Annotated in this window: 26 protein-coding genes; 13 read left to right on the forward strand and 13 right to left on the reverse strand. The window is 63.4% G+C overall.

Going from position 1 to position 25,115, the window contains the following annotated elements; translation table 11 throughout:
* Positions 1–134: 134 nt before the first annotated feature.
* The 10 genes from JK202_RS07050 to aat form a co-directional block, all read right to left on the reverse strand.
* A complete protein-coding gene (locus JK202_RS07050; RefSeq protein ID WP_211559581.1) occupies positions 135–830 on the reverse strand; it encodes an ATP12 family protein in 696 nt (231 codons plus the stop codon).
* Complete coding sequence (locus tag JK202_RS07055; protein ID WP_211559583.1) at positions 827–3,346, reverse strand: AsmA family protein; 2,520 nt, start codon at positions 3,344–3,346, stop codon at positions 827–829. Before JK202_RS07055 ends, JK202_RS07050 begins: the two co-directional genes overlap by 4 nt.
* The gene (locus JK202_RS07060; RefSeq protein ID WP_211559585.1) at positions 3,343–4,353 is read right to left on the reverse strand and encodes an RluA family pseudouridine synthase; all 1,011 of its coding nucleotides are present in this window, start codon (positions 4,351–4,353) and stop codon (positions 3,343–3,345) included. Before JK202_RS07060 ends, JK202_RS07055 begins: the two co-directional genes overlap by 4 nt.
* Positions 4,350–5,672: a replication-associated recombination protein A gene (locus tag JK202_RS07065; protein ID WP_249199771.1), complete on the reverse strand. Its 1,323-nt coding sequence runs from the start codon at positions 5,670–5,672 to the stop codon at positions 4,350–4,352. Before JK202_RS07065 ends, JK202_RS07060 begins: the two co-directional genes overlap by 4 nt.
* A 212-nt stretch (positions 5,673–5,884) precedes the next feature.
* On the reverse strand, positions 5,885–9,079 hold the full coding sequence (locus JK202_RS07070) for a DUF3971 domain-containing protein (protein WP_249199752.1): 3,195 nt from the start codon (positions 9,077–9,079) through the stop codon (positions 5,885–5,887).
* A gap of 125 nt (positions 9,080–9,204) precedes the next feature.
* The gene (bcp, locus tag JK202_RS07075; RefSeq protein ID WP_211559589.1) at positions 9,205–9,711 is read right to left on the reverse strand and encodes a thioredoxin-dependent thiol peroxidase; all 507 of its coding nucleotides are present in this window, start codon (positions 9,709–9,711) and stop codon (positions 9,205–9,207) included.
* A 63-nt stretch (positions 9,712–9,774) separates the two neighbouring features.
* On the reverse strand, positions 9,775–10,161 hold the full coding sequence (locus tag JK202_RS07080) for a hypothetical protein (RefSeq protein ID WP_211559591.1): 387 nt from the start codon (positions 10,159–10,161) through the stop codon (positions 9,775–9,777).
* A 163-nt stretch (positions 10,162–10,324) separates the two neighbouring features.
* A complete protein-coding gene (locus JK202_RS07085; protein WP_211559593.1) occupies positions 10,325–10,927 on the reverse strand; it encodes a hypothetical protein in 603 nt (200 codons plus the stop codon).
* Between the two features lie 2 nt (positions 10,928–10,929).
* Positions 10,930–11,850 carry a hypothetical protein gene (locus JK202_RS07090; RefSeq protein WP_211559595.1) on the reverse strand — a complete coding sequence of 307 codons (921 nt, stop codon included), beginning with the start codon at positions 11,848–11,850 and terminating at the stop codon, positions 10,930–10,932.
* Positions 11,847–12,524 (reverse strand): leucyl/phenylalanyl-tRNA--protein transferase, encoded by a 678-nt coding sequence (gene aat / locus JK202_RS07095; RefSeq protein WP_211559701.1) that lies wholly within the window; start codon positions 12,522–12,524, stop codon positions 11,847–11,849. Before aat ends, JK202_RS07090 begins: the two co-directional genes overlap by 4 nt.
* A 105-nt stretch (positions 12,525–12,629) precedes the next feature.
* On the opposite strand from aat, the gene JK202_RS07100 reads away from it, so the two are divergent.
* Entirely contained in the window at positions 12,630–12,833 is a 204-nt protein-coding gene (locus JK202_RS07100) for a hypothetical protein (RefSeq protein ID WP_211559597.1), read from the forward strand.
* Here the strand turns inward: JK202_RS07100 and JK202_RS07105 are convergent.
* Positions 12,820–13,209, reverse strand: coding sequence for an MAPEG family protein (locus tag JK202_RS07105; RefSeq protein WP_211559599.1), 390 nt, complete (start codon positions 13,207–13,209; stop codon positions 12,820–12,822). The genes JK202_RS07100 and JK202_RS07105 overlap by 14 nt on opposite strands.
* A 27-nt stretch (positions 13,210–13,236) precedes the next feature.
* Entirely contained in the window at positions 13,237–14,079 is an 843-nt protein-coding gene (locus JK202_RS07110) for an EcsC family protein (RefSeq protein ID WP_211559601.1), read from the reverse strand.
* 141 nt (positions 14,080–14,220) lie between these two features.
* Here JK202_RS07110 and JK202_RS07115 point away from each other — a divergent pair, with 141 nt between their 5' ends.
* The gene (locus tag JK202_RS07115; RefSeq protein WP_211559603.1) at positions 14,221–14,739 is read left to right on the forward strand and encodes a hypothetical protein; all 519 of its coding nucleotides are present in this window, start codon (positions 14,221–14,223) and stop codon (positions 14,737–14,739) included.
* Between the two features lie 11 nt (positions 14,740–14,750).
* Here JK202_RS07115 and JK202_RS07120 read toward each other — a convergent pair whose 3' ends face one another.
* Positions 14,751–15,167: an EVE domain-containing protein gene (locus JK202_RS07120; RefSeq protein WP_211559605.1), complete on the reverse strand. Its 417-nt coding sequence runs from the start codon at positions 15,165–15,167 to the stop codon at positions 14,751–14,753.
* Between the two features lie 188 nt (positions 15,168–15,355).
* Here JK202_RS07120 and JK202_RS07125 point away from each other — a divergent pair, with 188 nt between their 5' ends.
* The 11 genes from JK202_RS07125 to JK202_RS07175 all read left to right on the forward strand — a co-directional run bounded on the left by JK202_RS07125 (position 15,356) and on the right by JK202_RS07175 (position 24,947).
* A complete protein-coding gene (locus tag JK202_RS07125) occupies positions 15,356–16,117 on the forward strand; it encodes a heme ABC transporter permease (RefSeq protein WP_211559607.1) in 762 nt (253 codons plus the stop codon).
* Complete coding sequence (locus JK202_RS07130) at positions 16,114–16,281, forward strand: hypothetical protein (protein WP_211559609.1); 168 nt, start codon at positions 16,114–16,116, stop codon at positions 16,279–16,281. The genes JK202_RS07125 and JK202_RS07130 overlap by 4 nt, the downstream gene beginning before the upstream one ends.
* Complete coding sequence (gene ccmE, locus JK202_RS07135; protein ID WP_211559611.1) at positions 16,278–16,781, forward strand: cytochrome c maturation protein CcmE; 504 nt, start codon at positions 16,278–16,280, stop codon at positions 16,779–16,781. The genes JK202_RS07130 and ccmE overlap by 4 nt, the downstream gene beginning before the upstream one ends.
* Positions 16,782–16,788: 7 nt before the next feature.
* Positions 16,789–18,768, forward strand: coding sequence for a heme lyase CcmF/NrfE family subunit (locus tag JK202_RS07140; RefSeq protein WP_211559613.1), 1,980 nt, complete (start codon positions 16,789–16,791; stop codon positions 18,766–18,768).
* 12 nt (positions 18,769–18,780) lie between these two features.
* Positions 18,781–19,335, forward strand: a complete 555-nt coding sequence (locus JK202_RS07145) for a DsbE family thiol:disulfide interchange protein (protein WP_041111956.1) — start codon at positions 18,781–18,783, stop codon at positions 19,333–19,335.
* The gene (locus JK202_RS07150) at positions 19,332–19,802 is read left to right on the forward strand and encodes a cytochrome c-type biogenesis protein (RefSeq protein ID WP_211559615.1); all 471 of its coding nucleotides are present in this window, start codon (positions 19,332–19,334) and stop codon (positions 19,800–19,802) included. Before JK202_RS07145 ends, JK202_RS07150 begins: the two co-directional genes overlap by 4 nt.
* A 14-nt stretch (positions 19,803–19,816) precedes the next feature.
* Positions 19,817–20,548, forward strand: a complete 732-nt coding sequence (gene ccmI / locus JK202_RS07155; protein ID WP_283091786.1) for a c-type cytochrome biogenesis protein CcmI — start codon at positions 19,817–19,819, stop codon at positions 20,546–20,548.
* A complete protein-coding gene (locus JK202_RS07160) occupies positions 20,545–20,826 on the forward strand; it encodes a hypothetical protein (protein ID WP_211559619.1) in 282 nt (93 codons plus the stop codon). Before ccmI ends, JK202_RS07160 begins: the two co-directional genes overlap by 4 nt.
* Positions 20,827–20,914: 88 nt before the next feature.
* The gene (locus JK202_RS07165) at positions 20,915–21,811 is read left to right on the forward strand and encodes a DMT family transporter (protein WP_211559621.1); all 897 of its coding nucleotides are present in this window, start codon (positions 20,915–20,917) and stop codon (positions 21,809–21,811) included.
* A gap of 125 nt (positions 21,812–21,936) precedes the next feature.
* Complete coding sequence (locus tag JK202_RS07170; protein WP_211559623.1) at positions 21,937–23,340, forward strand: lyase family protein; 1,404 nt, start codon at positions 21,937–21,939, stop codon at positions 23,338–23,340.
* Between the two features lie 122 nt (positions 23,341–23,462).
* On the forward strand, positions 23,463–24,947 hold the full coding sequence (locus JK202_RS07175) for a S10 family peptidase (RefSeq protein WP_211559625.1): 1,485 nt from the start codon (positions 23,463–23,465) through the stop codon (positions 24,945–24,947).
* Positions 24,948–25,115: the final 168 nt, after the last annotated feature.

Below are 25,115 nucleotides of genomic sequence, written 5' to 3' on the forward strand. Positions count from 1 at the left end.
TGTTCGACAGATCCGGAGATAGCGCCCGATCCCCGGCCGGGGCGAGTCACCAATCATCTCGTTCTGTCACATGGCAGGGTCTTCAATGATCCCCGAATATGGCAAGATCATGCCCCATTCAGGGCATTTTCCTCTCAGATCGAAACCCGGCGCCCCAGTGTCAGGAACATGCCCGCATCGAGAATGTCCTTCTCGCGGTTTTCCATCGTGCGGACGAGTTCATCATCCTGCCCCCACGTCACGAGCTGCGATTTCTCGTCGTTATTGGCCCACAACACAGTATCGGCGAGGCTGACAGCGCCTCCCACGATCGCCAGCGACAGCAACAGACTGCCCGTCGCCTGCGCCAGAACGCCCAGAACCGCAAGGTCCAGATCATCCCGCGCCGCCAGAAGCTGCGCCAGAGCGTCCGTATAACCCTCGGGCTGCACCACCGGCATGAGACCATCGGTTACACTCGGATGGATCCCGTAACCCGAAAGCCAGGCGAAAACCTGCGATGCAACCGGCCCGATCCCGTCTTCACAGTAGCAGAGCCCATCATCCACCCCGAGTCCGAGGAGCATGTCACGCGCCGCCTGCGGATCGGGTGCGATACGTTCGATCATGGTCCCGGCGATCCGCGTCAGAGGCAGAGACTCCGGCGTGAAGGCCGCACCTTCCGCAATCTGCCCCCACTCCCCCGCAATAGCTTCGGCCAGTGCAGGCGAACGAACGGCCAGAATCCGGCCCTGCGGCAGACGGATCGAACGGCCATCCAGACGCGGCTCGAACAGCCCGTCCTCCGATACGACCGAAACCGCCTTCCAGAAACGCTTGTGCCCGCTCAATGCAGAACTCCCAGAGCCCGCAGGATATCCCCGGCCTTCGAATGATGCGCCTTGACCGCCGCAGGAGCCGGACCAGCCTGCCCTTCACGGGCCGCAGCCAACGGTGCCGTGCAGGGATCGACCGTATTGCTGTCCCCGCCGATCGTCACATGAAAATTGCCGCCCGCATCGCGATCCTGCGCGACATGCGGCGCACCCAGCGTGCCCGTCAGCACAACCGGCGTGGAGGCACCCGCCCCCTCAAAATCCACCACGGGCAGAAGGCGCAGATTAAGAGCCTGCGTCCCAAGCCCGACAGTCCCGCTGCCAGACGTCGAGAACCGACCGGACTGAAGCCCCAGCGTGTCGATATGGGCGACGTCGTTCGCGATGCTCATGTGCAGCCCCAGACAGCGAAGCAACCGCCCCCCTTTCCCGAGCACCACACTGGCCGCAGACCCTGCCATCTGGCCGAGCAGTTCGCTCTGCACCTGACCATCCACCATCGAAATCCCCAGATGGCCGTCCAGAGACTGCCGCAGTTCGTCGGAACTGTTGCCCTTCGCCGAAAGCTGCCCCACGACCTGCACCGGCCCCTGAAGCAGAAGCGGCATCCCAAGCTGGGTCTCCAGCAGACCGGCCGGAAGCATCAGCGGCTGGAACGTCACGCTGCCCGTCACCGGCAGCGCACTGGCATCCAGTTCCGCCATTCCCGAAAGCGGCAGTCCCTGGGCCTGACCCGAAATCGGATCCAGACGCAGATGACCGCCCGAGAGCGTCAGGCGCGTTACCAGATCGGTATATTCGCGGCCGGCAAAGACAACATGATCCGCCGTCAGATGCAGGTTCACATCCTGCGCCCGCAGCCGCTTCACCCATGAAGGCGTCGGATCGGCAGGCGTTGCAGCAACCGAAAGATGATTGGGCGCAGTCGGAACTGGACCGTCGTTCTGCGGAGCGACAGGCTTCGGCACAGCGATGCCCGGAACAACAGGCTGCGCTACCGGAGCAGCCGGAGATGCGGACGGAAGCCAGAGGCCCTTGAGCACGTCCAGATCCATTTTTGCCGCATGCAGATTTCCGCTGATAACCGGCGGCACGTCATGCCCCAGAACCAGCTTCAGAGCCCCGTCCAGCGACAGTTCCTGACTGCCGAATGTCAGCCCATCGAGCAACATATTCTCGCGGTCATGCGCATCCAGCGTCCCGTGCAGGCTGACGTCATGCAGAACCACACCGGGCAGATGGAGCGTCTTGCCGTTTCCCTCCGCCACCAGATGTCCGTTTTCCGCACCAATCGTCCCCGATATGGCAAACCGTGCATTATCCTCGGCATTCACGGCTGGCGCACCCGACACCAGACCCGTCTGGCTGCGCAGTTCCGCCGTCAGGGGAACCGCAGTCCGCAGTCCATTCTGCCAGGCAGCAAGTGCCTGCTGCATCGTTCCGGCGCCCGCTTCCACATGCCAGGCCGTGTCCCGCCACTGCGTATCCGCCGTGAGCGTCAGCGCCGCATCCGGTCCGGCAGAATCGATGTGCAGGTTCCGCACCGTGCCCTGACGCAGCGCGACATAACCGGCATGCAGATGCACGCGCGTCGGCTTCATCCCGGCCAGAACCTGACGCAGCAGCGCGTTCCCATCCAGATCCGTCAGCGAACCGAGAGAACCCTCGATCGCTACGTCACCGCCGAGTGCCGGAACGAAAGGCAGGTTGGCGTGCGGAAACAGACGGTGCACATCCTGAAGATTGGGCCATTCGCCCTGCGCCGTCAGAACGACATTTTCCATTCGCGACGGATTACCGATCCGTCCGTCCAGATTCAGCCAGTCGCGCTTGTCCCCGTCACCCAGCGTCGTCCCGATGCTGAAGGCCCAGGGCTGCGTGCCGCGGATCTGCGACAGGTTGCCGACATGCCCCTTCACCGTGAACGGTGTCCCGGCATGGTGCCCCTGAAGGCTGATCCACGGACTGGAACTCCGCAGCCCCGCCAGATCCAGCGCATCCAGCCCGAACGATCCGCTCGTGCGGGTCAAACGGTCATTCCACAGCACGGCAGCCTGCGCGACATGCAGCCCGTCCAGCGACAGATCCCAGTGCGCGTGAATCCGCTGCCCACTCTGACCATGGACCGGCAGGGAGGCGTTTTCATCTTCATGATCCGGCGTCAGGGACCAGTTCGCTTGTCCGTCCAGTCCCCGGACCAGATTAACCGTCGCACCTTCGATCACGAAGTCCTGAAACCGGACTTCACGATGCAACAGGGCGAAAACGGCAATCCCGGCATGGACCGTATGGGCCTTGAGAACCGGCATCTGTCCATCGCGCGTCAGCACGACGTCAGACGCCTCAAAGGCCGGCCAGGGCAGAAGCTGCACCGACGAATGACGGACCTGCATCGAAAGCCCCGTCTGGTGCTTCAGCGCCACAGCCACGCGCTCGCGCAGCGCGTCCTGATCGATCAGGAAATGCGTGGCCACGCTGACGCCGACAAGGGCAACGATGGCGGCAATCAGAGCGCCGGTAAGCTTCTTCATTTTGCAGCCCCCCGGCCCTTTGCGCTGCTGCTTCCGCCGCGAACCCGCTTGGGCGCGGGCGTGTCACCCGCCACGAAACCCAGCGTGCGGAACGTCTCGCGCATATGCGGCGGCAAAGGGGCCGTCACGATCAAGCGCCCCCCGGCAGGATGCGGAATATCGAGCTGACGCGCATGCAGATGAAGCCGGTCGATGAACCCTTCCGGATGCGCGGCCTTCCCGCCATAGCGCGGATCGCCCAGGATCGGCGTGCCGATGGATTCGGTATGCACACGAAGCTGATGCGTCCGTCCCGTCAGCGGAGACAGCTTCAGCCAGCTCAGCTTCTTTCCGGCCGCATCAAGGGTAGCGTAGTCCGTCTTGGCCGAAGCCGCATCTTCCTCACCGCGGGCAGCGGCAATCACCAGCGCCGCACCACCCGCACCGATCTTGGCCAGAGGCTGATCAATGATGCCGGATTCCGGTGAAGGCCGCCCGACAACCACGGCCCAGTACGTCTTCTCCACATCACGCCCACGGAACGCCGCCGCAAGCTTGGCTGCCACACCCGGCGTGCGCGCAATCAGCAGAATGCCCGACGTGTCACGGTCAATGCGATGCACCAGACGCGGACGGTCCCCGCCCTCGGGGCGCAGACCATCGAGCATCATGTCCACATGCTTGAGAATGCCCGGGCCGCCCTGCGTCGCAAGGCCCGATGGCTTATCGAGAACCAGCAGATGCTCATCCTCGTAAATCACCATCTTCTTGATCTCACGCGCCAGCATCGGATCCGGCGGCGGCAGGGGCGCGGGCTTGTCCACATCCGGAAGCGGCGGGATGCGGACGCTCTGTCCGGGGATCAGGCGCGCGTTTGTCTGGACACGGCCTCCCTCCACGCGGATCTGTCCTTTGCGGCACAGTTTCTGGAGCGCGCCCTGCGTCAGATTGGGGTAGTGACGTCTGAACCAGCGGTCGAGGCGAATATCGGCCTCATCCTCGGTCACGATGCGGTTGGTAACTGTCATGGTTCGCGGGATGCCCTCTTGGCGGCCCGCATGTCCAGAAGTTTTCTGATACGCCCCTCATGTCCGCGGTCCGTGGGATGATAAAGAGACGCTCTGGGCATCCCTTCCGGAAAGTAGTTCTGACCCGAAAACGCGTCTTCGCTATCGTGGTCGTATTCATAGCCCTTGCCGTACCCGATGTCCTTCATCAGGGACGTTGGCGCATTCAGGATATGCGACGGCGGCATCAGACTGCCGGTATCGCGCGCCAGAGCACGGGCCGCCTTGTAAGCCGCGTAAACCGCATTGGATTTCGGCGCGGTCGCCAGATGAACCACGACCTGTGCCAGCGCCAGCTCCCCTTCCGGAGAGCCCAGCCGCTCATAGGTCTGCCATCCCGCCACGGCCATCGGCAGCGCGGAAGGATCGGCCTGCCCCACATCCTCGGCCGCAAACCGCGTCAGACGCCGGGCGACGTAGCGCGGATCCTCCCCGCCCTCCAGCATCCGCGCGAACCAGTACAGAGCCGCATCCGGATCACTGCCCCGCAGCGATTTGTGCAGCGCGGAAATGAGATTATAGTGCTCTTCCCGGTCCCGGTCATACAGGATCGCCCGGCGGGACAGAATCGCCGCCAGATTGCGCGGCGTCAGCACTTTTGATGGATCAAGCGCCACAAGCTGCTCGACCATATTCAGCAGATACCGCCCGTCCCCGTCCGCCATGGCGCGCAGACTGGCCCGTGCTTCGGGATCGAGCGGGAGCGGACGGCCGACTTCCTCTTCCGCATGCAGCAGCAGGCTTTCAAGGCTCGCATCATCCAGCCGGTTCAGCACCAGAACCTGACACCGCGACAGCAACGCCGCATTCAGCGCAAAAGATGGGTTTTCGGTCGTCGCGCCCACCAGAACCACCGTCCCACGTTCCACATAGGGCAGGAACCCGTCCTGCTGCGCCCGGTTGAAGCGATGGATCTCGTCCACGAACAGGAGCGTACCCTTGCCCGTTGCCGCCTGTTTCTGGTCGGCTTCCTCAAACGCCCGACGCAGATCCGCTACGCCGAAAAAAACAGCAGAAATCTGCGAATAAAACAGCCCCGCACGGCCCGCTAGAAGTCGCGCAATTGTCGTCTTGCCACAGCCCGGACCGCCCCAGAGGATCAGGCTGGACAGCGTACCTCGTGCCAGCATCCGCGTCAGCGTGCCTTCAGGCCCGAGCAGATGATCCTGCCCCCGCACGTCTTCCAGCCGCTTCGGCCGCAGACGGTCCGCCAGAGGCTGCGTCCGTGACGGCGGACGCCGCTGCACCTGTGGTGCCTCGATCGGGCGCTGCTGCCGCATATTTTCAGGCGCGCGGGACTGCATACGGCCGGAGGCATGTCCCGACGGGCGGTTCGCATCCGGAGCACCGCCGAAAAGATCTGTCATATCGGTCACTGGCGTCTCCCGCTCCCCGGTCCGTCCTCAGAAAGTCTCCCAGTGCATATGGGAAGCCCGGCCGGTCAGGATAATCCCCGGCCTCACCATACCGGAGCATAACCCCGGCCGCCGACTTAATGAAGGATGCGCCGCAATACGCCGGGCAGCAGCATCGACAGCGGATTGACCGACAGATCGGGCTTCTCCACCGTACCGTGCAGCTCGAAGGTCGCCGCCAGCAGGCCGCCTCCCTTTTCGGGAGACATCAGATGGCCCAGCACGGGCAGGCGCCCCGGCAGCGCATTAAGCCCGAATACCGGCACGATCGTTCCGGTCAGGTTCAGCCCCGACGTTTTCAGATCGATCGGCCCTTCCATCGTGGCGCCCAGCGCCTGATTACCGATCACCCCGTCATGCAGCACCAGCAGGTTCCCCGCCAGACTCAGACGCGTGGCAAGATGGCTGATCTCGAAGCGGTCCAGATGATTGGTCAGCCAGTGCAGCGGTGACAGGTCCGACACCGCCGTCAGCGTCAGCGGTGGCCGCAGGAACTGCGACGGACCCATTTCCACATGCCCGCGGAAAGGCGGCAGCCCGCCCCAAAGCCCCGCTGATTTGGTATTCCGCCCTTCCGGCACTTTTCGAACGGTCTCGTCCGGCGTGAACACCCCATCCAGATGCGTCTGCCCGCCCCGGATGCGGTCATACAGCCCCAGGCCGTCGAGCAGCGTGCCGAGATTGTCGATATCCAGCACGAACGGGTGCTCACGCCCGGTATCAGCCAGAACCGCCCGGACCCGCGTCGGCGCATCGAGCGCAAATCGCCCCGATGTCAGATGCCCGTTCCGCAGTTCGATCTGCGAGACGACACCCCCTACCTGCGCCTTGGGTCCATAATAGACATGCGGCGCATTCAGGCTGATGGACCAGTTGTCCCCCATGGACGCGCCTTTGCCACCGGAACCCTCCTGCGGCGCAGCGGCCTGTGTCGGGGGATGGGGTGCGAACATCGGCGCCAGATCCAGCGGATCCGCATCAACGCTCACGCCAATCGGCTGCTCCACGCTCTGCGGCAGGGTGATGCGCGCATCACCTTCCGTGCGGCCAATGCGAAAGCCCTCAAGCACGATCCCCGTCAGCTTGCCGGCGAGCGTCACGCCCCGCCCCGCCACAGACAGCCCGGTCCCATGCGCCTGCAACCCGTCCAGAACCGACATCCTTCCGTTCTGAAAGCCCATATGCACCATCGCCGTCGCGGGCTCCCCCATGGGCTTGGCCCAGATGGGGACCGTCAGTGCCGCCTGCGCCATGTCCAGCGAGAGCTTCAGATCGGAGGTTTCATTGGCCTGCTGCACGAAATGCGCGTTCAGCACCGCATGCCCGTGAAACAGTCCACCCGGCGCAATCCGGGCCTTCGCCGTGGACGCCGGGTCCAGAACCGAGCGCGCATCAATTGTCTGCAACACCCGGGACGGCGCCCCCCCTTTGAAGTTCTCATGCAGCACGACATGCGTGGGGATACCTGCGAGCCGTCCATCCCCTGTCAGGTCCAGCGCGTCTTCAGTGGCGGACATCTTTCCCGATGCCCCGTCCACGGCCTGCCCCATCAGGACATTGCCCAGATGCACGCCGGAGAACGTCGCCTGCGTCCACACATGGAGCGCCCCGTCCGGAATATGCGCGACAAGCGGCAGCGTCATTCGCACATGCGCATCCACCATCCCTGCCGGCTGCGTGAACGGCAGCGGATGCCGCGCTAGAAGATGCAGACGCGGATGCGCCAGCGCGGACATGAACCCCGCCAGAGACCCCGTCAGATGCGTGGAAATATCGCCGGTCTGGTCCTTCGCATACAGCTTGCCAATCCGGATTTCTCCTTCGGGCAGCAGCACATCATCTTTCACGCCGGTGGACTGGACCCCCCGGCTCAGATCAATCACCAGCGTCTCAGGCCCGTCAAAATGCAGAGACGCATCAAGACCTGTGGCGGGAGGAACCGGACGCAGCCAGTTCACCGTCAGCCCATGCCCTGTCAGCTGCCCCTGCACCGAGACCGGCATGATCTTATCCGGACCATGATCGCTGTGCAGATGGGCCTTGACCTCCAGATCACGCCCGGTCCCATCCGTGATGTTCTTTGAAATCCAGCGCCGCCCACCCTTGATGATGGTTGCCGGCCAGATGGAGCCCAGCGTCGCAAAGCGGATTCCGTCCAGCCCGGCCTCGACATCCCCATCCATCACCTGAGGCTCGCGCACATTGTCCAGCCGCAGGCCGGCCGAGGCATGAACATGCGTCAGCGCGCCTGCGCTATCCGCGACATCCAGCGAGGCGGACGAAACTTCAACCGTCGCGCCACCAGCCAGACCGGGATGATCCATCCGCAGATGTACGCGCACCTGTCCGGCATGAAGACGAATAGGCTCGGCCGTTTTCTGAAAAACCTGCCCGTCACCCAGCGCCAGATTCAGCATCAGGTCCGATGGCTGCTCATCCATGCCGCGCGGCATGAATACCGCGTCCGCCCCGATGGAAACCGGCACACGCCAGGCCGCCGCGAGCGGACTGAAAATACCAAGCTGCGCGGGCTCGAATGGCGTGGTGCCCAGATGAAGCTGGCCGGTCTTCCCGACCTGTCTGGCCTGCGCCGTCAGGGTAGTGTTGAACCCGTCAAGCAGGATCGCGGCACGGGCGGTGCCCGTCCAGACGAAATCCTGCGAGCGCGGGGCCACGCGGATCCGACGCGCCTGCATTTCGACCGGCCCGATCACAGCGGTCCGCCCCTGCGGCAGTCCGGCAAGGGTGATGGACACGTTGTGCACATCAATCGCCCGCAGCCGATCAAGCCGTGTCGGTACACCCCTGCCACCACGTTTCTGGTTCGGCAGATCCATATCCACGTCGCCATCGGGCAGACGGCGCAGGGCCAGCGTGGCATTCTCAAGACGCAGGGTGCGCGGCGCAATCACGCCTTCAAACAGCGCGCTCAGCGACAGAACCGCATCAGCCTCCTCGGCGCGTTCCGCAATCAGGTTGTCAAAACGCGTGACCTTCAGCCCGCGCGCCATCAGCACCAGCCCGGCGGGAACGCCACCCGCCGCAGGCTGCCACTGGATGCGCAGCGTATCCCAGCTCAGACGCCCGGCCGGGTGCCCGGGACGCTTGCCCGCCGCAATGGAAACAGGCTCCACGAAATGTGAGACGCGGGTGATGTCCACCGGACCATGCGCCAGTTCCCACAGGAAAACGCTCCCCGCGGCAGCCGCGAGGGCAAGCGGCGTAACGCAGACCAGCGCGACCCAGCGCGCCACATGCAGATGCCGGGGCATATGCGGCCCCGGACAGAAAGGATGAAAACGCCTGCGGGGAGGACGCGGGAAGTCGGGGACGGCCATAGACGGTCATCGGCGCGTTTCCGGCCTGTCTCCCTCATGAAAAGTTAGGGGTGAGGCGCTCAGGCCTCTGAAGAGAGGTCCCGGAAGGCCTGTGCCACCAGAGCGGCATGATCCGCAGGCTTCACCTTGCGCCATACGTTCCGGATGATGCCTTGGCCATCGACCAGAAAGGAACTGCGCTCCATACCCATATAAGTCCGGCCATACATGGATTTCTCAACCCATGTTCCGTATGCCTCGGCGACGACATGATCCTCGTCAGAGGCCAGCGGAAATTCCAGACCATATTTCGTCGCGAATTTTTCAATCTTCGCCACAGGATCAGGGCTGACCCCGATAATGGTCAGCCCGTCCGCCTCGAATTTTGGCAGAACGTCCTGCAGACCGCAGGCCTGCGTCGTACAGCCGGGCGTATCCGCTTTCGGATAGAAGTAAAGCAGATAGGGTTTGCCGCTCAGCCCCACACTGCTCACAGTCCGTCCACCCGAGGCGGCAAGCGTGAAATCTGGCGCCCGGTCACCCGGTTGCAGGTCTGTTTTCTGGGAAGAAACTGTCATAACCGGCATGATTGCCTGACCTGTCCGGTCCGATCAAGGCAAACCGGACGGAAACCGTTCAGTATCCCGAGATCAGTAACCGCGATACATGCCCGGATAGGCTGCAACCGGCGGCGGGCCGTAAACAACCTGCGGCGGAGGGGCATAAACGACCGGCGGCGGAGCATAAACAACCTGCGGAGGCGGCGGAGGGGCATAAGGCTGAGCCAGAAGCGCGCCGCCCACGGCTCCCAGAGCCAGACCTCCAAGAATTCCGCCCACAACAGCACCAGAGTGATTGCGGTAACCACCATGCCAGCCCCCGCGTGGGCCGCCATATCCATATCCCGGTCCGTAACCTGGGCCACGGCCACCATCATGCCAGTGAGCCTGTGCCTGTGGCACGAGCACATTCGGAACGATGGCAGAGCCGATCAGCAGGGGAGCGGCCATAAGAACTGCACGTGTGATGCGACGCATGGCATCTTTCTCCTCAAAACACGTGGATCGGAAGCTCCGTGAAGGAGAACTCTTCCGTCCATGAGAAAGATCATGCCCGCTGAAAATGGCAGCAAGAGGCGCCAATCATGGCAGAAGCCGGACGAATTGTAACAGCTGTCTGCCCAAGCCGGGACCGTCAGTTTCAGTGCGACGGATCGGCCCGGTGATAGCCTGGCGGCGGATCGAAAATCTCGACAGGCTGCGGAGCACGGCTGACGGACACCGCTTCAACGACCGGCTTTCCATCATGAACCGCGCCCAGCATCAGCCCGTCATCCGTGTAACAGAACGTGGTCGGATGACGATCGCTATCCGCACTTTCCCAGATCGTGCAGGCTTCTCCCGCAATCCGCCCCTGCCCGAGCCTGCGCCACAATCCGGCGGCTGGCGTCCCTGGCGTCGCGAAACTCCCGCCCGGCGCAGACGTAACGGTCACAGTGCGATTCGTGCTGTCCAGCACCATCAGGGTATGGGTGCGGTAATCTGTCAGCATGATCGTTGCCGAACCTTCCGTCGCAACCCGCTGTCGCCACAACGCGGACGTCCAGCGCATACGCTGGTGCAGATGCTGTCCGGAGGGGCCGGTCAGGAGGTAATCGATATCCGCGTCATGCAACGGCGTGACGAGAGGCGCCTCGACCGGCTGCTGAACAGGCATCGAAGGCACATCGGCCTTCGCTGAAACCCCACAGCCCATCACCATCAGCAGGCAGATTATTCCCCCCGTGCCGTACAGCGAGCGCATTTTCACTTCCGGTTTCCCTCAGCAGGGCCACTCGGCGGCTGATCCGGGGCAGACACCGATCCGTCCCCCGAAGAATCGTTAGGAACCGACGGCTGCGTCGTATCCGGCTGAGCGGGTTGCCCCGGCAAGGGAGCTGCGGAACCGGGCGTCGTCGTGGCTGGAGCAGGAGTGTCCCTGTCCCCAATCACGGGAGTGTCGGAATCCGAGGTATCGGGAGCCTGCGGCTCGGGCGTCGTCGTCTTCGTATCGTTCCCTGGAGCTTCCGGCACGGGAGATGGCGTTGCACTTCCCGCTTCGCTCTGATGGGCGGGACGCGCTTTGGGTTCCAGCACATGGAATCCCGCCGGAGGCTCGAACGTGGACGCTGGAATATCCTGATAAGAAACCGACAGTGCCTTGATGGAGCCTTCGACCCCGTCTGCATCCACGCCATTTTCATCCAGGATAACGCCATCATCCGTCACGCAGGCACTGGCCTTGCCGTGACTGCTCAGAATGGTCCAGCGTCCACACGCCACACCCGCCACGGTTTCATGACCGGCGGGCGTATATTGCATATCCAGATCGAGCATGAACGGATTGTGCAGGCCGTGGCTGGGATGAAGTCGCGTATAGACCTGCTGCTTCATCATCACGAGCGTAACCTGCTGGGCAGGGCGATCAAGAATCGTCACACCATTGCCATCCTGCGAATCGATCCGCAGCAGATCGCCCGCCCCCGAAAACGCGACCTTGACGGTACTGGTGCCACCTTTGGCCGCACTGGACGGAGCGGTCAGCTCATAGACAACCGTAACATCCCGCGTAGGCGTCAGGCGGGGATGATCGTCCGCACAGGCGGGGTTCGCCAGATACAACCCTGCCGCCAGCAGCCCGAGCGGTGCAGCACAGAGAAATACGGGGCGGAGGGCGAAAACAGTCATGGCGGATCTCCGGCAGGCGCGCGCCCAGATATTGCGCGCAGGGACGCAATGGACTCATGCAGGGCCTGAAGGCTGAAATCGTCAGGCCAGACCGCACGCACGGTCAGCGCCTGATGAAGCAGGGACTGATACTCAACCGCCGGAATACCAATACCGCCGAGCCCCGTCAGATGGGGCGTGGTGTATTGCGTATCCAGCAGCGCGTACCGCCCCTTGCGCAACCCTGCAACAAGATGAACCAGAGCCACCTTAGAAGCATCGCGCTCGCGCGAAAACATGCTCTCGCCGAAAAAAGCCCCGCGCAGGGACACCCCATAAAGGCCACCCACCAGCTTTTCGCCGTCCCACACCTCGATGGAATGCGCATTCCCCTGTCGGTACAGGGCACCGTAGAGACTGCGGATCCGTTCGCTGATCCACGTCGTCTCCCGCCCCGGTGCAGGCTCTGCACAGGCCAGCATGACATCGTCGAAAGCCCGGTCCGCCGTGACCGTCATTTTACCTGACAGAACCAGTCGCATGAGCTTTTTTGGAACATGCATCCCGTTGAGCGGCATAACCCCGCGCTCTTCAGGCAGATACCACGTCAGTTCCGTGCTCTCTGCATCCGGCGCCATGGGAAAAATCCCCGCGGCATAGGCCTGAAGCAGAAGCTCCGGTGTTATCTCGTCCATGATGGCAGTGTCTTTACTCATATCCTGGTCCGGAGCATTGCGGGAAAGCATGGCCGCAACAATGGCAGGCATGATAAGGATGACCCACCGTCAGGGAGACCGCCAGTGCCGCTTGCTTTCATTTATGCCATCATTCTCGTCATTCTCGGCGCACTGCGTCTTGTAATGCCCCAGGCTCACGGGCTGCTGCTGGTACTGGCCGAGATCAGTGCAACCTGCCTTGTCATCTCCGCCCTCGTGGACCTGTGGATGATGCGTGAAGGCGTGGAACCCCCGTCCATGACCGAGGCGTCCTTTACAGCAGACTGATCAGCACCAGTAAAAGCCCGGCCATCGACACGCCCCAGATCAGACTGCGTACCGGTCCCCAGCCAAAGGCATAGGCCGGCACATATAATGCCCGTGCCAGAAAATAGATCCCGGCACCCCAGCCCGTCAGCGGGCTGTAACGACCTGCGACCCAGGCCAGCAGGACCGCCCCGATGAAAATCGGCAGCGTCTCCATCAGATTGGCCTGCGCGCGCTTCAGCCGCGCGGCCATCCCTGTATAGCGGGGCGGCTCACCGTCGCGGTTGCTGCTCGCCCATTGCAGACCATCCTGCTGACGGCACGCGGCGGCGGTCAGGAAAAGCTGGACGACCGCCAGCACCAGTGTCCATCCAAGCCAGACAAGATCGATCGGCATGGGCTTTTCCCCGGAAAATCCTGAAAATCAGGAAAATGTTTCAGATGTGCCCGCTCCCCCTGCACGCAGGTCGGCGGCGGCTTCCTTAACGGCCAGCCCATGCGTGCGTTCCAGACGGCGGATCGTGAAATGCGCCCGCGCCAGCGCCCGGTAATGCGCCAGGAACGCCGCATTGAGCGACGCCCCACACAGCGCGCCTGCCACCGGCACCATCTGCAATGCGAATTTGCGCGACAGGCCGATCCCGTAATGCGACGCCACTTCCGCCATCAGCATCACGATAGGCCGACCGCGCAGCAGCGCACGCGCTGAGAAAAACCCAAGTTCACTCTCATCATCGGTCTGACGCGCCGGAAAGCTGCGGAGGGCAAAAACTTCGAGACAGGCCCGGCGCGTGTCTTCGTCGCGCAGATCCTCGCCTTCCTCGCGGGCAATACGGGCAATCTCACGCATGATGGTCAGTGTCGTGAAACCAACATCCGGCGCCAGACCAAAGATTCCTCCAAAACCACCCAGCGCGCCAGAAACGGCGACAGCGGCCTGCCCCATATTCTCGCGCCAGGGATCACGGACGGGGGCCGGCGCGTCATTATCGATCCCCAGAACGGCAACGCGGAAAGCACGCTCAATGGCGATTTCCGCCGTCTTGTGGAACTTCTCCTGCACCGACGGCGCCAGCCCCAGACCCTGCATACCGAGTCGCGTGGCCTGTCCGACGGCGCCGCCCATCAGGTCTGCAAGACGCACGAGGACCCCGCGGCCCTGCTCCACCTTTTCGAGAACCGACTGAAGCTGGGCCAGGGAATCCCCGTCCAGCGCCATCGAGGCGAATTCGCTGGTTGGAAGCTGCGTGTCATTCACTGCGGTCATGACGATCAAAACTCCTGTTCGTAAGACCCGAAACCGTTTACCGGATAGCAGGTTTCATATCCTAATATGACGCCATCATGGGGATATCGGCTCCGTGAGGCTACCCGGGAGACCACCGTCGGGGTGAGGAGAATTACACCAATGACCGCATTATCGCGCTGGATCCTGTCTGCTCCACTGGCAGTCGGCCTCCTCGTTCCGGCCGGTTTTCCGGCATTTGCCGCTCCCGGACACACCAATCATCATGCCGCGCATGGCACGGCCAATCTGCCGCAGATGGGCCCGACATCCGGCCAGATCGTCGGCGCACCGGCCAAGCCGCTAACTCCTGCACAACAGGCTGCCCTGCCCGACGAAGGCGCCCCGCCCCCACCGCACGGCTATACGGAAGTAGAAGACTCGGAAGCAGCTCTCGCCAGCTACAGCGACCGTGTCCGCACCCATCTTCCGGTTGGCATGCCGGGCACGAACGCCCAGCAGAAGACCAACGGCACCAACAACCTGCCGTCCCATTTCACGCTGTTCGGCATGCCAGTGAAGTTCAACGCCCCGGTCCAGTCACCCTATGAAGACGAAGACTCCCCGACGAGCTATGCTGGCCATCCGGTCAATGGCCAGACGAACATGCTCGTAAACGGCGACTCCTCCGCCATTCACTAAGACGGCGTCTCTCAGGGACGCGTCCAGCCCCCGATCTGCGTCAGGTGACGGAACTCCGCCTCCGTCACCGGCGCCACGGACAGTCTGGACTGTTTCAGCAGCGCCATTTCCGCCAGATCCGGATCAGCCTTGATGTCGGCCAGACTCACCGGACGGGCAAAAGCCCCCATTGCCTTTACATCCACACAGACCCAGCGCGGATCTTCCGCTGTAGGGTCCGGATAGGCCTCCCGCACCACTTCAACCACGCCAACGATGCGTTTTTCGCTGACGGAATGGTAGAAAAACGCCAGATCGCCGTTTTTCATGGCCGAGAGGTTGTTGCGCGCCTGATAGTTGCGCACTCCCGTCCACGGCTCGACGCCATTATGGACCTGCTGTGCCCACGAAAACGCCTCGGGTTCCGATTTCACCAGCCAGAAAGCCACGTTTCACTCCCGCCAAAAGGGCATTTATAGGGGCATTTGCCGCTCATTTCCGTGAAACGTGATAACAGTGATCGGAACAATGGGACAACGCGCCTCTTCCGAATATGATTGCTTCGGACTATTTCAATGGGGAACCTTTCGCGGGGAACCAATCGCCGCGTCGCCACTCTGCCGAGGTCCGTGTCCCAGTGCGCCCTACCCCCAACCTGCTCCATCGCTATGCCAATCCGGGGCAGTTCCTTCGTCTGGCGCGCGCACTGCTTCCCTGGCTGACCAGCGGCGCGATCCTGTTCCTGGCAGTCGGCGTCATCTGGGGCCTGTTCATCGCCCCGGCTGACTGGCAGCAGGGCGACACGGTACGCATCATGTATGTGCATGTCCCGATGGCCTGGCTGGCATCGTCCTGCTACCTCGGCCTGGCAACATGCGGCGTTCTCTCGCTGGTCTGGCGTCATCCGCTGGCGGATCTCGCCGCCATCGAGATCGGCCCGGTCGGCGCCTGCGCCGCTGCCCTGTGCCTGATCACGGGTTCGCTCTGGGGCGAGCCGATGTGGGGCACATGGTGGGTCTGGGATGCACGCCTGACCTCGATGCTGGTGCTGTTCTTCCTGTATCTGGGCCATATCGCCCTGATCCGCGCCTTCGATGAACCCGCCCGCGGCCAGCGCGCCGCCGCGATCCTCGCGCTTGCCGGCGTGATCGACCTGCCGATCATCAAGTTCAGCGTCCAGTGGTGGAACACCCTGCACCAGCCCGACAGCATTACCCTGACCGGCGCGCCCACCATGTCCATGATGATGCTCTGGCCGCTGCTGATCTGCACGATCGGCTTCACACTCGGCGTCGCGGCCGTCATCTTCACCCGGCTCAGCGCCGCCATCCATGAAAGCCGCGCACGCCAGCTTCTGGCCCGTTCGCGCCTCGACCGCAGGGACAGCCACGCAGCATGATGCACCTCCCGAACCACTGGCCCTATATCGCGGCCTCCTATGCCCTGACGCTGGGCTGCTCTCTCGTCCTCGGTGTCGGCGCGGCCCTGCGCCTTCGGAAGTCCAAGGCTCGTCTGGCTGCCGTTGAAGGCCATGCCCGCCGTCGCGAAAGTTCTGCCCCATGACCCGCAAGACCCGTCGCCTCTGGATCGTCATCGCCTGTCTGGCCTGTGTCGGCTCCGCCGCCGCCCTGACTTTGCGTGCGTTCTCGTCCAACATCGTCTTCTTCATGGCACCATCGCAGGTGAAAGCCAGTCCGCCGTCGCCTGACCGCCCCATCCGCCTCGGCGGCATGGTCATGGCTGGCAGCCTGCACCGCATCAACGAAAACGGCACCCCCGTGAACGCCTTTCAGGTGACGGACGGACAGGCCGCGGTCGAGGTCCATTACACCGGCATCCTCCCCGACCTGTTCCGCGAAGGACAGAGCGTCGTCGCCCTCGGCACCGTTCAGAAGGATGGCGGCTTCACGGCCAGCGAAGTCCTCGCCAAGCATGACGAGACCTACATGCCCAAGGAAGTCGCGGACGAACTCAAGCGCACCGGCAAGTGGGACCCGCGCTTCGGCAAGGCTCCGGACGCATCAAGCTGGGACACCATGACCGCAAAGAAAGCAGGGGGCTGATCGCCTGATGTTCGGACCTGAACAGGGCCATTTCGCCCTGGCCCTCGCCTGCGTGCTCGCCCTCGTGCAGTTCGCTGTCCCGCTCTGGGGCGCCAGCCGCCGCGATGCCCGTCTCGTGGGGCTCGCACCCTATCTGGCCGTTTCGCAGCTTATTGCGCTGGGCTACTCGTTCCTGTGCCTCATCATGTGCGCCGTGGGCGACGATTTCTCGGTCCAGAACGTCGCGGCGAACTCCGCTGTCTCCAAGCCGCTCCTGTATAAAATCACGGGCGTCTGGGGAAACCATGAAGGCTCGGTTCTGCTCTGGACACTGATCCTCGCAGCCTGCGGTGGTGCGGTTTCGCTGTTTGGCCGCAACCTGCCAGACATCCTGCGCGGGCGCGTTCTGGCCATTCTCGGCGGCGTTTCCGCCGGGTTCCAGATGTTCTGCCTCCTGACTTCCGATCCGTTCGAGCGGGTTTTCCCCGCCCCCATGGACGGTCAGGGCATGAACCCGCTCCTTCAGGACCCGGGCCTCGCCTTCCATCCCCCCATTCTCTACACCGGCTATGTCGGTTTCGCCGTCCCCTTCGCCTTCGCCGTCGCCGCCCTGATCGAAGGCCGCGTCGATGCCGCATGGGGCCGCTGGGTCCGCCCCTGGGCCGTCGCGGCCTGGTGCTTCCTGACCTGCGGCATCGCGCTCGGCTCCTGGTGGTCCTATTATGTGCTGGGCTGGGGCGGTTACTGGTTCTGGGATCCGGTGGAAAACGCCTCCCTCATTCCCTGGCTGACGGGCACGGCCCTCGTGCATTCCGCCATCGTCGTGGAAAAGCGCGAAGGCCTGAAAATCTGGACGGTCCTGCTGGCCATCGCGACCTTCTCGTTCTCGCTGTCGGGTACGTTCCTCGTCCGCTCGGGCATCCTGAACTCGGTCCATGCCTTTGCCAACGATCCCGCCCGCGGCGTGTTCATCCTCGCCCTGCTCGCCATCGTCATCGGCGGATCGCTCGCTCTGTTCGCATGGCGCGCGCCCTCCCTCACCTCGACCGGCCTGTTCTCGCCGATCTCGCGTGAAGGCTCGCTGGTCCTGAACAACATCCTGCTGTGCTCGATCTGCGCCGTCGTCGTGACGGGCACGATGTACCCGCCCTTCATGCAGCTTCTGGCCGGGCGCACCATTTCCGTCGGCAAGCCGTTCTTCGACGCCGCCACGATCCCGCTGACCCTGCCGCTCCTGCTCGCCATGGGCGTCGGCACCGCCCTGCCTTGGAAGCGCGCGCAGCTCGCCCGGACATTCTCGCATCTCTATGCCGCGGCCGGAATCGCTGCCATCGGCGTGGTCCTGTGCTTCTGGCGACTGTCCGGCATCATGCCCATCGCCTGCGGCGCACTCGCCATCTGGGTTATCGCGGCCTCCGCCTCCGACGTCCTGCGCCGGATCGGCATTGGTCACACCTCCCCGCGGGGCGTGTGGGAGCGCATGAAGAACCTGCCGCGTTCAAGCTGGGGCGCAGCCCTCGCCCATATCGGCGCGGGTATCACCGTGCTCGGCCTGTGCGGCATGTCGCAGGCCCAGCACGCCATCGTCGAAATCCATATCGGCGAGACGCGCTCGCTGGGCGGAGACGCCTGGACCCTGCTCGACGTGCACGACTATATCGGCCCGAATTACAAGGCCATGCAGGCCGACCTCGCCATTCGCCACAACGGCAAGCTCGTCACCATCCTGCACCCCGAAAAACGCGACTTCACGACACAGAGCCAGACCACAACCGAAGTCGCCATCCACACAAACTTCATCACGGATCTGTACGGCGTGATCGGTGACCGGCACGGCACGGGCAAAGACACGACCTATGTCCTGCGCCTCCACCGTAATCCACTGGCGCCGTGGATGTGGCTCGGCGGGCTGGTCATGGCCATCGGCGGCGCGTTCTCGCTGTCTGACCGCCGGATGCGGATCGGTGCGCCTAAGCGTGCCGCCGCCCGCAACATGGCCCGCGCCTGAGGAGAGACGGACATGAACGCAACCCGACGCGGCATCCTCACGGCCGTCCCCATCATTGGCGCAGGCGTTCTGGGCGTCGGTTTCTGGCGGATGCTGAGCGACATGCGCAGCGGCGCCTTCGACCCGCGCGCCATCAAGAACCCCAATGTCGGCAAACCCATCCCGAGCTTCGCCATGCCGGGACTTCCCGGCCTTGGCGACGGCTTCACCGATGCGGAACTCAAAGCCCAGCACCGCCCGGTTCTGGTCAATTTCTTCGCCTCATGGTGCATCCCCTGCGTGGCGGAAATGCCCGGCCTGCGCGCCATCTCGCGCAACATGCCGATCTGGGGCATCGCCTACGAGGACAAGCCCGAAAACGCCGCCGGTTTCGTCCAGCGTGACGGGTCGCCTTATGCCCGCGTCGCTTCCGACCGTCATGGCCGCGTCGCCATCGACTGGGGCGTGACCGGCGTGCCTGAAAGCTTTCTGGTCGCACCGGGAGGACGCATCATCTGGCACGGCAGCGCCGCGCTCGACCCCCAGATCTATGAAGCGGAAATCCGCCCGAGGCTGGCCGGACTATGACACGCTCCAGACGCTTTCCGGCTCTGCTCCTAGCCGCCGGCCTGATTGGTGGGGGCGTTGCTCTCGCCGTGGACGATCCGTCCGAAATGCTGCCAAACCCGGCGCAGGAAAAGCGGGCCGAGGCCATCGGCGCGCATCTGCGCTGCCTCGTCTGTCAGAACGAGAGCATCGAGGACAGCAGCGCGCCCCTTGCCCGCGATCTGCGCAAAGTCGTCCGAGAGCAGGTTTCGGCTGGCAAATCCGATCAGCAGATCATGGACTGGATGACCGAACGCTACGGCGAATTCATCCGCCTAGCCCCACAGTTTTCATGGTCCACCGCCCTGCTCTGGCTGATGCCGGCGCTCGCGCTGGTGGCCGGACTTGTCATTGCATGGCGTGCGACCAAACGCCGCACCGTCGTCACGCCTGCGCCGCTCACGGATGACGAGCGCGCGCGTCTGGATGCCCTGTCGGGCCGGGAGTAGACTTTTTGTTCTGGTTGGGAATCCTGATAATCGCGGCGGTGGCCCTGTGTCCCGCATTTCTGGGGCTGCGCACCCTCCGTCGGCGTGTGAACGCGCGTGACTCCGCCCTTACCCTGTATCGTGGACAGCTCGGCGATCTGGAACGCGACCACGCCCTCGCCCTTATCAACGACGAGGAATACAAGGCGGCCCGTCTGGAGGTTCAGCGCCGCCTGCTGGCCACGGACGGGGAAGCCGCTGTCGAGGACCTCTCGGCTGAGCCTGCGAAACGCAGCCGCATCCTTCCGATCGCCGCCGTGGGAATCGGCATCCCCGTACTGGCCTTCGCGCTTTACATCGTTAACGGCCACCCGTCCCTGCCGCCCCAACCTCTGAGCGGACGTCAGAGGGGTCCGGACGCAAAGGGCCTGCAGATGATCCACAAGCTGCAAACCGAAGTCTCCACCATCCCCGCCGGATCACCGACCTATGCGACCGGGCATTTCCTGCTGGGACAGGTCGAAGCGAAATCCGGTTTGACGGATGATGCAATCCGCGACTGGAAAGCCGCCCTGAGTGCGCATTTCGAGCCCGAGCTTGCCATTCGCCTCGCCGAGCTTGAAAGTCGTGATGGCAGCCATATCTCTGGTGAGAGCCTTGACCTTTATCGCCGCGCCCTGGCAGCGGCACCGGCCGATGCGCCCTGGCGTATGGCCGTGGAAGCGCGTATCGCGGTCGGCGAACATCAGGAGAATAACGGTCAGTGAGAAAACCCGAAGCCAACGCCATCGCGCTGTGCCCCGTCTGCCGCAAGCCCATGCGCCCGACATCGGAAAAATGCCCCCATTGCGGCGCTGAGCGTCATTACGGCCCGCGCCTCCTCGAATCCGCTGTCTGCGCCTTCGCGGGAATGGTGCTGCTCGCCGCCATCTCGACCCTGCTGCTCCCGATTTCGCTCTGGACGATTATGTTCGCGGCCATCGGGCTGGTCGCCGGCTTCCTCTTTTCCCACAACCGTTTCAGCGGTGACCGCTGGCTGAAATAACCGTCATGGAGGCAGGGCAGAACCAAATCCGGTTCACCCGCGTCCGACACTCTTCCCGCCCCCGGAACATTCCTGCTAATGGGCGAGAATGACACATCCTTCCGGGCGTTTTCTGCCGTTCTTTGTCGCCGTGGCCATCCTGTCCTGGGCGAGCGCCTATCCCGTCGTCCGGATTGCCCTGCATGACCTTACCCCCGTGCCTCTGGCGGCACTGCGCTATGCTGTCGCGGCGGTCATGGCGGCTCTATGGCTGCTGTGGAAACGCCCGACGCGTCCCGCACTGGCGGATGTTCCACAAATCCTGGCCTGCGGCATCATCGGGATCAGCATCTATAATGTGCTGTTCAACTGCGGCGAGATGACCGTCTCATCCGGTGCAGCCAGTCTTCTCATCAGCGCAGCCCCCCTGATGGCGGGGCTTCTGGCCATGGTGTTCCTCGGGGAGCGCATGTCCCGCTGGGGCTGGGCCGGATCGATCCTGAGCTTCAGTGGCGTTGCGCTGATCGCAAAGGGACAGAGCGGCGGCCTCTCCTTTGGATCGGGCGCGACACTGGTCTTTGGTGCGGCTGTCTGTGCGGCGTTCTACACGATCCTTCAGAAAGGCCTGATCCGCCGCTACGGGGCACTTCCCACCATCGCCTATGTCCTGATTTCCGGCGCGATTTTCCTCACCCCATGGCTGCCGCAGGGCCTCACGAGCTTCTCCCACGCCTCATGGCAGGGACAGGCGGCCGTGCTGGAACTCGGCATTTTCCCGGCGGCTTTCGGCTATGCCGCCTGGGGCTTCGTCATCGGGCATCTCGGCGCCTCACGCGGTGCGGCCCTGCTTTACCTGCTGCCGCCCGTCACGATGGTTCTGGCCTATTTCCTCACCAGCGAGGTCCCATCCCTGCGCACCCTGATCGGCGGCGCGGTCGTGATGGCTGGCGTGATCCTGACCAACACCTATGGCCGTCACCCCGTTGCCCAGACCGTAGAATCCTGAGCCCCCAGCGGCCTGTGGCGACATCCTGATTTTCTATGGCTGTCTTCCTTTGTCCTGCGGCGATTGTGCGATAATTTCCCGCGTGGAATGAGCCGGATCACCCGCAGGAAAGCCGAAAACAGACAATGAGCCGTACCGAAACCGATGGCATGGGCCCGATCGACGTCGCTGACGATGTGCTGTGGGGCGCGCAGACGCAGCGCTCCCTGAAATATTTCAGCATCGGCCGCGAACTGATGCCGCGTGAAATGATCGAGGCCTATGCGATCATGAAGCGCGCCTGCGCCACGGCCAATGCCGCGAGCGGTCGCCTGTCTCAGGAGCGTGCGGACCTGATCCATACCGTCTGTGACGAGATCACACAGGGCGAGCATGACCGGATGTTCCCGCTTCATGTCTGGATGACGGGTTCGGGCACGCAGTTCAATATGAACGTCAATGAAGTGATCGCAAACCGCGGCTGCCAGATCACCGGCAATCCACTCGGCAGCAAGACGCCGCTGCATCCGAACGATCACGTCAACATGTCGCAGTCCACCAACTGCAACTTCCCAACCGCCATGCATATCGCGGCCGTCCTCGGCACGCATCGCAGCCTCATCCCCGCCCTGACGCGCCTGCGCGACGCCATGGCGGCCAAGGCCGAGGAATGGCGCGATCTGGTCAAGGTCGGCCGCACGCACCTTCAGGATGCCGTCCCCATCACGCTGGGTCAGGAATGGCACGGCTATGCCGGGATGCTGACGGACAATATCGCCCGTCTGGAACAGGCCCGCGATGGCCTGTTCCCTCTTGCTCTCGGTGGTACGGCCCTCGGCACGGGTGTCAGCACGGATGAAGGCTTCGACCGCCGCGCCTGCGCGGAAATCGGCCACCTGACGGGTCTTGGCTTCAAGGCTGGCGAGAACAAGTTCGCACTTCAGGGCGCGCATGACGCGCTGGTGCATCTGTCAGGTGCGCTACGCACGACGGCGGGCAGCCTGTTCAAGATCGCCAATGACATCCGCCTGCTCGCCTGCGGGCCCCGCGCCGGTCTGGGCGAATTGCATCTGCCGGAAAACGAACCCGGCTCCTCCATTATGCCGGGCAAGATCAACCCGACGCAGGCGGAAGCGCTGGCCATGCTCGCCCTTCAGGTCATGAGCAACGATGTCGCGGTCGGCCTTGGCGGGGCAGCGGGTATGCTGGACATGAATGTCTACAAACCGCTCATGATCCACAACATCATGCAGGGCATCACCCTTCTGCATGATGGCTCGGAAAACTTCCGCCGCTTCCTCGTCGAAGGCACGAAGGCCAACACCGAGAAGCTGAAACAGGATCTGGAGCGCTCACTGGTGCTCGTCACGGCCCTCTCTCCCGCCATCGGCTATGACCGCGCCTCGAAGGTTGCGCATCATGCTATGGAAAAGGGGCTCAGCCCCCGTAAAGCTGCGCTGGAACTCGGCTTCATGACATCGGAAGAGTATGACCGTTACGCTGATCCGAGCCTGATGCTGCGCCCGAACATCAAGCCTCCCAAAGCCTGATCATCGTTCTGATCGCAAACTGCTGCTGCATGACGAAAACTTCATGCCGCAGCGGTAGCCGTTGCATGTCAGGACTGATAGGGCGAACTCTTCCCGTTCCTTTTCCCGGAGACGCCCGTCAGATGATGACCCGCCGCGCAGCCCTGCTCGCTTTAACGCTCCTGTCCCCCGTCTGTACGGCCGCGGCGGCCGATGCCCCCAAAACGGACGCCGGCAAGGCAGCCGATACTTTCACTGGTGAGACCGCCCTGCTCCCCGCTGACTCTGTTACCCAGCATCATCTGAATGGCATCGCCTACACCGCCCATGCCGGCACACTCGTCCTGCGCGGCACAGACGGCAAGCCAACCGCCCGCATGTTCTACGTGTCCTACACAAAGGACGGTGTTCCGGCCGGTACCCGTCCGGTTTCGTATTTCTTCAACGGCGGCCCTGGCGCAGCCACAGCTTATCTGAACCTCGGTGCCGCTGGCCCCGAGGCCCTGACCATGCCTGCCAAAGACCCTACGGACGGCACGCACGCCACAATGGGTGACAACCCTGACAGCTGGCTCCCCGTCACCGACATGGTCTTCATCGACGCCGTTGGCACGGGCTATTCCCGCCCCACCGATACGGCGAAGGCCGGGGACCAGTTCTACGGCGTCAAGCAGGACGCCAGCACCTTCGCCAAGGCCATCGGCCTGTGGACGGCAGCAAACGGACGTGAAGCCTCTCCCCATTATCTCGTGGGCGAAAGCTATGGCGGCATCCGCTCCATCCAGGTCGCAAACGCGCTTCAGATGGAACAGGGCATCCTGCTCAACGGCATCGTGATGATTTCCCCGGCCATTGAGATGCCCCTGCTGGATTCAGACGAAAATCCGCTCTCCGCTGCTCTCATGATGCCGAGCCTGATCACGTCGCATCAGAGTCCCAATGTGACGGAGAAGACGGCCGAGGACGCCTATCAGTGGTCCCTGAACACCTATCTGCCGAAGATCGCCGGTAAGCTGCCCTCCGGAACCGAAGGCCAGGCCCTCTATGCAGAGATCGCCCAGCGAACCGGCCTGCCGCAGGACGTGATCGCCCGCCAGCACGGCATCCCGGCTATCGGCTCGCATGACATCATGTCCCGCAATGGCCGTCTGTACGGCCTGTACGACTTCACCCAGTCCATCGCCGATCCCTCGGCCGATGGTCTGGACGAGAGCCCCGATCCGACACTGTTCGGCTTCGGCCGCGCCTATGGCAACGCTTTCTCGGGGTATGCCGCAAACGACCTCGGCTTCAAGACACCCCTGACCTACGACCTGCTTTCTCTCAAAGTGAACGGAAGCTGGAAGTGGAGCGATGGCGGTCCCTCACCGATCCACCAGATCCCGGTTCTGAACCGCCTTCTGGCGCTTGATCCCGGCCTGCGCGTCTTTGTGGCCAATGGCTATTACGACGTGGCCTGCCCGTTCGGGACCGCACGCTGGATGAAGGATCATCTGACAGTGGGGGCGGATCGCGTGTCGCTGCATCTCTATCAGGGTGGCCACATGCTCTACACCCGCCCGGCCAGTCGCCACGCCCTCTCCGCAGATGTCGCATCCTGGATCCAGGCCGACGGTCGCCAGCCCTGAGGCTGACCGGCAGAAATTGACAGTCCCAGTGGAGGAACAGATAATGGACAGGATGATTTCTGGACCTCCCCTGACCGGGCCTTCCCACCTGCGGGAGGCTTCCGCAAACAGAGAGCCTTGCATGTCTGCTGCCTTTCAATCTGCACCTGTGCATTGCAGACAGTCTGC

Origin of the sequence: Gluconobacter sp. Dm-62 (assembly GCF_018256155.1) — a bacterium.
Classification (GTDB): domain Bacteria; phylum Pseudomonadota; class Alphaproteobacteria; order Acetobacterales; family Acetobacteraceae; genus Gluconobacter.

Bases quoted from the DNA above. Each gene is read 5' to 3' on its own strand.
- JK202_RS07055 (WP_211559583.1), bottom strand. From the start codon at position 3,346: ATGAAGAAGCTTACCGGCGCTCTGATTGCCGCCATCGTTGCCCTTGTC.
- JK202_RS07060 (WP_211559585.1), bottom strand. From the start codon at position 4,353: ATGACAGTTACCAACCGCATCGTGACCGAGGATGAGGCCGATATTCGC.
- JK202_RS07065 (WP_249199771.1), bottom strand. From the start codon at position 5,672: ATGCGGCAGCAGCGCCCGATCGAGGCACCACAGGTGCAGCGGCGTCCG.
- JK202_RS07070 (WP_249199752.1), bottom strand. From the start codon at position 9,079: ATGCCCCGGCATCTGCATGTGGCGCGCTGGGTCGCGCTGGTCTGCGTT.
- bcp (WP_211559589.1), bottom strand. From the start codon at position 9,711: ATGCCGGTTATGACAGTTTCTTCCCAGAAAACAGACCTGCAACCGGGT.
- JK202_RS07080 (WP_211559591.1), bottom strand. From the start codon at position 10,161: ATGCGTCGCATCACACGTGCAGTTCTTATGGCCGCTCCCCTGCTGATC.
- JK202_RS07085 (WP_211559593.1), bottom strand. From the start codon at position 10,927: ATGCGCTCGCTGTACGGCACGGGGGGAATAATCTGCCTGCTGATGGTG.
- JK202_RS07090 (WP_211559595.1), bottom strand. From the start codon at position 11,850: ATGACTGTTTTCGCCCTCCGCCCCGTATTTCTCTGTGCTGCACCGCTC.
- aat (WP_211559701.1), bottom strand. From the start codon at position 12,524: ATGGACGAGATAACACCGGAGCTTCTGCTTCAGGCCTATGCCGCGGGG.
- JK202_RS07105 (WP_211559599.1), bottom strand. From the start codon at position 13,209: ATGCCGATCGATCTTGTCTGGCTTGGATGGACACTGGTGCTGGCGGTC.
- JK202_RS07110 (WP_211559601.1), bottom strand. From the start codon at position 14,079: ATGACCGCAGTGAATGACACGCAGCTTCCAACCAGCGAATTCGCCTCG.
- JK202_RS07115 (WP_211559603.1), top strand. From the start codon at position 14,221: ATGACCGCATTATCGCGCTGGATCCTGTCTGCTCCACTGGCAGTCGGC.
- JK202_RS07130 (WP_211559609.1), top strand. From the start codon at position 16,114: ATGATGCACCTCCCGAACCACTGGCCCTATATCGCGGCCTCCTATGCC.
- ccmE (WP_211559611.1), top strand. From the start codon at position 16,278: ATGACCCGCAAGACCCGTCGCCTCTGGATCGTCATCGCCTGTCTGGCC.
- JK202_RS07140 (WP_211559613.1), top strand. From the start codon at position 16,789: ATGTTCGGACCTGAACAGGGCCATTTCGCCCTGGCCCTCGCCTGCGTG.
- JK202_RS07145 (WP_041111956.1), top strand. From the start codon at position 18,781: ATGAACGCAACCCGACGCGGCATCCTCACGGCCGTCCCCATCATTGGC.
- JK202_RS07150 (WP_211559615.1), top strand. From the start codon at position 19,332: ATGACACGCTCCAGACGCTTTCCGGCTCTGCTCCTAGCCGCCGGCCTG.
- JK202_RS07165 (WP_211559621.1), top strand. From the start codon at position 20,915: ATGACACATCCTTCCGGGCGTTTTCTGCCGTTCTTTGTCGCCGTGGCC.
- JK202_RS07170 (WP_211559623.1), top strand. From the start codon at position 21,937: ATGAGCCGTACCGAAACCGATGGCATGGGCCCGATCGACGTCGCTGAC.
- JK202_RS07175 (WP_211559625.1), top strand. From the start codon at position 23,463: ATGATGACCCGCCGCGCAGCCCTGCTCGCTTTAACGCTCCTGTCCCCC.